Raw genomic sequence first — 5,754 nt, 5'->3', positions numbered from 1 at the left:
TGAATTAAGAATGTGTAGCGTGTTTACTATTTTGACATCCAGACTCCAAAATTATTAATCGCCCGCTAAGGAGGCCTTCAAAAGAGCCTGCACTAATACATTGAGTGGTATTCCCTTTGGGAGACTGGCAGAACCGAAAGATGTGGCAAAATTTGTGGGTTTCTGGTTTCTCCAAGAGCAGGTTATTTAACTGGCACAAATACGTGATAGATGGCGGAACGGTACCGACCATTTAAAAGTTGACGATTAAAAATAATAAATTATAAATATACCGATTATAGTAACGAATTTAGTTAAAGTACAAGACAGCTTTGATTCTTCAGCTTATGCAAACTGTTTTCAGAAACAGGTGTAGTGCATGTCGAAGGAAAAACTCATAAGGGAAGGACAGAAATTAAACAATGGAATAAGAAGACAATTATGGAAGCTATATATAATTTTGAGTTTTAATGGAGGAACTTATTCGGTCGTTGAAAATAACTGTTTAGTACACGTAAATGAATAATGCTGTGTAGGCTGCTTTACAACGCTTTCTAATGAAAATATATCTTTTATCTAATTAAATGAGATATGCTTAAAAATTATGAAATAAGTGATGAGAGTTTCTCTACTGCGCAACTAGCTTTGAAGGAACTATTTCTAAGTCAGGATGAAATTCCTGATGTTGTTAAGATACATAGTCAAGTACACCAGAAAAGAATTCTAATTAATGGTGAATTACGTAAATGGGACGGTCCATTTCATGAAGTTTTCTCTCCTATCCTGATTGCTGATAAGGAAAGTAATAAGATTAAAAATATACAGATTGGCAGTTATCCCTTAGGGACCATTAATGAGACCAAAGAAGCACTGGATGCTGCTGTATATGCTTTTGGTGGAGGACGAGGCGAATGGCCTGCAATGCATATTCATGACAGGATTGAGCATCTTAATGATTTTATTGTTGAGATGATGAAGCGAAAGTCGGAAATCGTGAAACTAATAGTTTGGGAAATTGGAAAAACTGTTACTGATGCAGAGAAGGAGTTTGACAGGACCATAGACTACACAAATGAAACGATCCGTGCCGCGAAAGAACTTTACAACACCTCAAATGCATTTACGGTTACGCAACACTTTATTGGCCAGACCAAGAAACTTCCTCATGGTGTTGTTTTGTGTATGGGACCATTTAACTACCCTTTAAATGAAACTTTCACCACGTTGATCCCCGCACTAATTATGGGAAATACGATATTATTCAAACCACCTAAACATGGGACCTTATTATTTGAGCCATTATTGGATGCTTTTGCGAAATGTTTCCCAAAAGGGGTTGTAAATACTGTTTATGGCAGGGGACGTGATATAGTTCCAACTCTTATGGAAAGTGGTAAAATTGACGTGCTCGCGCTGATTGGTTCGAGCAGGGTGGCTGATAGTTTGAAAAAAATGCACCCTAGATCAAACCGGTTAAAATCTGTTTTAGGATTGGATGCGAAAAATGCTGCAATTATTTTACCTGATGCCGATTTACATCAAGCAGTAAAAGAGTGTATTGTAGGAACTTTAACTTTTAACGGACAAAGGTGTACCGCGATAAAGGTGCTATTTGTTGATCAGGAAATTGTTGATGAGTTCAATAAACTATTAGTAGAAGCGTTAAAAGACCTAAAGATGGGAATGCCCTGGCAAAATGGGGTTACCATTACTCCCTTGGCAGAACCTGAAAAACCTTCTTACCTAAAGGAATGTATTGATGATGCAACAAGCAAGGGAGCTGAAATTCTTAATTTGGAGGACGGGGGAGGGGCGATTTATGGAACCTTTGTGCATCCTACAGCACTATATCCTGTAAATGATCAAATGAAGATATATCATGAGGAACAGTTTGGGCCGGTAATCCCTGTTGTTGCGTTTTCGTCATTAGCTGAGCCTATTGAATATGTAACCAACTCACGGTTTGGTCAGCAAGTAAGCATTTTTAGTCAGGATACAGACGCGGTTTCTGTTATAATCGATACGCTAGCCAACCAGGTTGGCAGAATTAATTTAAACAGCCAGTGTCAACGCGGACCAGATACATTTCCATTTAATGGCCGTAAAGATTCAGCTGAAGGAACATTGTCGGTAGATGAGGCCTTGTTTGCATTTTCAGTCGATTCTGTCGTTGTGACCAAGCAAACACCAGAAAATGAGCGGCTGATCAGATCTATCCTAGAATCAGGGGATTCCAAACGATTGACTAATCGAGTGTTATTTTAACGACTTCAACGATGTATAATTCTTAAGGTTAAGATTCAACGACGTATTTGATGCATTAAGAAATATGCATCTGCAGTTGTACTGGAATCGGTAAAGGCAGTAGTCCTTTGATGCTGAAAACCGGTGTCTCTGCAAATCGGGAGGCGACAATAATCTTTGTGCCTGAAGCATGGGGGGCAAATAACTGCTGCACCAACTCTGGTGAATTATTGTCTTTTGAGAGGTGCGCAAGAATCAGGTGCGACAGGTTTCTGGGTTTATGTTCAAGGAACAAAGCCAGAGCTTGTTTGTTGGAGAGGTGACCCTCGCCACCGCTAATGCGTTTTTTTAAGAAAATCGGGTAACCGCCCTGACGGAGCATATCCTCATCGTAGTTCGCTTCCAGGAAAGCAGCATCACATTGTTTAAAATGATGAATCAGTTGCTCACATACTACCCCAAGGTCTGTAAAAATGCCCACTTTGGTGTGACCGCATCTCACAATAAAGCTATGCGGTTCGGCGGCGTCGTGTACTTTTGGAAATGCAGTAACGTTTAGGCTGCCTACAGTATAGGTTTCGAAACTTTGCAGCGTGCGGATCAGCTCAGGTTTCAATTTGCTGAACTTGCAGTTCAACAGCGTACCCGGCGTAATATACACCGGGATATTATATTTTTTAGCCATCACACAAACACCCCTGATGTGATCAGAATGTTCATGTGAAATGAAGAGCGCTTTTACGTTGAGCATAGAAAGGCCCAGGCGTTGCATCCTGATCTCGGTTTCCTTGCATGAAATTCCGGCATCAATTAAAACCGCTTCTGTGTCATTACCCACGTAATAACAGTTTCCGTTGCTCCCGGAATTTAAAGAAGTTATCGATAGCGTATTACAATCCATTTGCACGTGCAGTGATTTCTGCAATATCAAGAACCTTCACATTATCGTTCTGGTCTTTCATTTTTACCCCGTCGCTTAACATGGTCATACAGAAAGGGCAGGCAGCGGCTACAATTTGCGGATCGGTGCTTAAGGCTTCCTCTATTCTCTCAATGTTAATGTCTTTATTGCCTCTTTCTGGTTCTTTAAACATCTGGGCACCACCAGCGCCACAACAAAGCCCGTTAGATTTACAACGTTTCATTTCCACCAGTTGGGCATCTAACACTTCTAAAGCCCGGCGTGGAGCTTCGTATACTTCATTTGCGCGACCTAAGTAACAAGGGTCATGGAAAGTTATTTTCTTTCCTTTAAAACTTTCTCCGCCTTCGGCTTTCAGTTTACCCTCATCAATCAGTTGCTGGATAAGCTGGCTGTGGTGGATCACCTCGTAGTTACCGCCTAATCCTGGATATTCGTTTTTGATGGTATTGAAACAATGCGGGCAGCCGGTAACGATCTTTTTAACTTCGTATGCGTTGAGCACTTCTATGTTAGTCATGGCCTGCATCTGAAACAGGAACTCATTCCCGGCACGTTTGGCAGGATCGCCGGTACAACTTTCTTCGGTACCTAAAACGGCATACTTCATGCCTACATGGTGCAGGATCTTGCAAATATCGCGTGTTGTTTTTTGTGCACGTTCATCGTAACTACCGGCGCAGCCGACCCAGAAAAGAATTTCCGGAACTTCACCTTTGGCTACCATTTGTGCCATTGTCGGCACTTCAAAGTTTAATTGATCGCTCATGTTCAGTTTGAGTTTTAATCGTTAGTTTTCTTTAGCCCAGTTCAGTCGGTCGGCAGGAGAATATTTCCATGGTGCACCGTTATTTTCCACATTACTCATCATTACGTTCAGGCTGGCTGGAAATTTAGATTCTTCCATGACCGTGTAGCGTCTTAATTCTGTAATGATAGCTAATGGATCAATGTTAACCGGACAGGCCTCTACGCAAGCGTTACAGCTTGTACAGGCCCATATTTCTTCGCGGGTAATGTAATCGTCCAACAAAGCTTTGCCATCGTCAAAGCCGTTGCCAGATTTATCAATATTCTTGCCTACTTCAGTAACCCTGTCACGGGTATCCATCATGATTTTGCGGGGTGACAATAATTTACCGGTCATGTTGGCCGGACACACGGAGGTACAGCGACCACATTCGGTGCAGGTATAGGCATTCATGAGGTTAACCCATGATAAATCGTTGACGTCTTTGGCACCAAAACGGCCCGGTTCGGTAGCTTCGGGAGTGAAAGAAGGATCGAGCATGGCTTTCACTTCGTTCGTTACACTCTGCATATTGGTAAATTCCCCTTTAGGCTCCAGATTGGAAAAATAAGTATTGGGGAAGGCCAACATGATGTGGAAGTGTTTGGAGTAAGGCAGGTAGTTTAAAAACGCGAATATGCCGATAATGTGGAACCACCAGCAACCTCTTTCAATCATTACCAATGAGGATGCCGAATCTGGCAACAGGTTTTGAAGAAACTGGCTTACCGGGAATGCACCAGCAGTGACGTAATGGCCATGACCTAGCGCCTGTAATTTGGCGTCAGCGGCATTCATCATAAGGAAGGCACTCATTAATAAGATTTCGGTAATCAGAATATAGTTGGCATCAGATTTTGGCCATGCCGTCATTTCAACACCACTAAATCTTTTCAGTTTTAAAACGTTTCTGCGAATTAAGAAAATGACACAGGCTAACCAAACCGACAGTGCCAATATTTCAAATGAACCAATCAGACCGTTGTATATGGGGCCTAAGCCACCAAAAATACGGTGAGTACCAAAGATACCATCAATCATAATCTCGAGGACTTCGAGGTTTATAATGATAAAACCAGCATAAACAAAAAAGTGAAGGATTGCAGGAATAGGTCGGAAGAACATTTTTGTTTGTCCGAATGCTACTTTAAGCATGGTCATTATCCTTTTTTGTGGCTGATCAAACCGGTCTGCAGCTTTACCTAAACGGATATTGCGTATCACCTTTTTGGCATTAAAAGCGAAAAGGCCTATGGCGGAAAGGGTTAGAATGATAAATAAGATCTGAGCTATCATAAATGGTTTATTATGGTTATGCTAAGTTAAAACTAATTCCTGTAAACAAATTACTATGCATGCATAAAACTAAGGTTTTGCAAGAAAAATTGGGCTATTGATAATTATTTTCAACTTTTTTTAAATAAAGTTTGGAAGTATAAAAAAAGAAGCTACATTTGCACTCCCAACAACGAAGAACGTTACGGGAAAACAACTACTAGTTGGTGCGGTAGCTCAGTCGGTAGAGCAAAGGACTGAAAATCCTTGTGTCGTCGGTTCGATCCCGACCCACACCACTTCTACAAAAAAGCCTTAGAGAAATCTAAGGTTTTTTTGTTTAAAAGGAATTTGAGAGGCTCTTGGTCATTTGCAATTTCTGGATCAAGTCAAGGATCAAGTCTGGGATCAAGTCAAAAACTTGTGGAGCAAGCCTTATATTTTTAGCTTTGCTGTTTTAGATTTCTTACTTCATGCAGGACGGTTACCATTCTTTAATAAGCTTATTGCTCCCAGATTTCATTCTTGATTTTTTTGAACTTAA

General features: G+C 41.0%; 4 protein-coding genes and 1 tRNA gene. 2 read left to right on the top strand and 3 right to left on the bottom strand.

All coding sequences use genetic code 11. The annotated features are described in order from the left end of the window. Positions 1-570 precede the first annotated feature (570 nt). Positions 571-2,244: an NADP-dependent glyceraldehyde-3-phosphate dehydrogenase gene (locus tag ACR2F3_RS06425; protein ID WP_432709154.1), complete on the top strand. Its 1,674-nt coding sequence runs from the start codon at positions 571-573 to the stop codon at positions 2,242-2,244. A gap of 55 nt (positions 2,245-2,299) precedes the next feature. Here ACR2F3_RS06425 and ACR2F3_RS06420 read toward each other — a convergent pair whose 3' ends face one another. From ACR2F3_RS06420 to ACR2F3_RS06410, 3 genes are read right to left on the bottom strand one after another with little or no spacing between them, the layout of a single operon-like run. Beyond that, on the bottom strand, positions 2,300-3,124 hold the full coding sequence (locus tag ACR2F3_RS06420) for an MBL fold metallo-hydrolase (RefSeq protein WP_432709153.1): 825 nt from the start codon (positions 3,122-3,124) through the stop codon (positions 2,300-2,302). After that, positions 3,114-3,914, bottom strand: a complete 801-nt coding sequence (locus ACR2F3_RS06415; protein WP_432709152.1) for a (Fe-S)-binding protein — start codon at positions 3,912-3,914, stop codon at positions 3,114-3,116. Before ACR2F3_RS06415 ends, ACR2F3_RS06420 begins: the two co-directional genes overlap by 11 nt. 21 nt (positions 3,915-3,935) lie before the next feature. After that, complete coding sequence (locus ACR2F3_RS06410) at positions 3,936-5,231, bottom strand: 4Fe-4S dicluster domain-containing protein (protein WP_432709151.1); 1,296 nt, start codon at positions 5,229-5,231, stop codon at positions 3,936-3,938. Positions 5,232-5,436: 205 nt separating this feature from the next. Between ACR2F3_RS06410 and ACR2F3_RS06405 the strand changes: the two genes are divergently transcribed. Then, positions 5,437-5,509: transfer RNA gene (locus ACR2F3_RS06405), tRNA-Phe, on the top strand. Positions 5,510-5,754 lie beyond the last annotated feature (245 nt).

The organism is Pedobacter sp., from assembly GCF_045627485.1.
In the GTDB taxonomy this organism is placed as follows: Bacteria; Bacteroidota; Bacteroidia; order Sphingobacteriales; family Sphingobacteriaceae; genus Pedobacter.
This window is presented reverse-complemented; position numbering and strand designations above follow the sequence as displayed.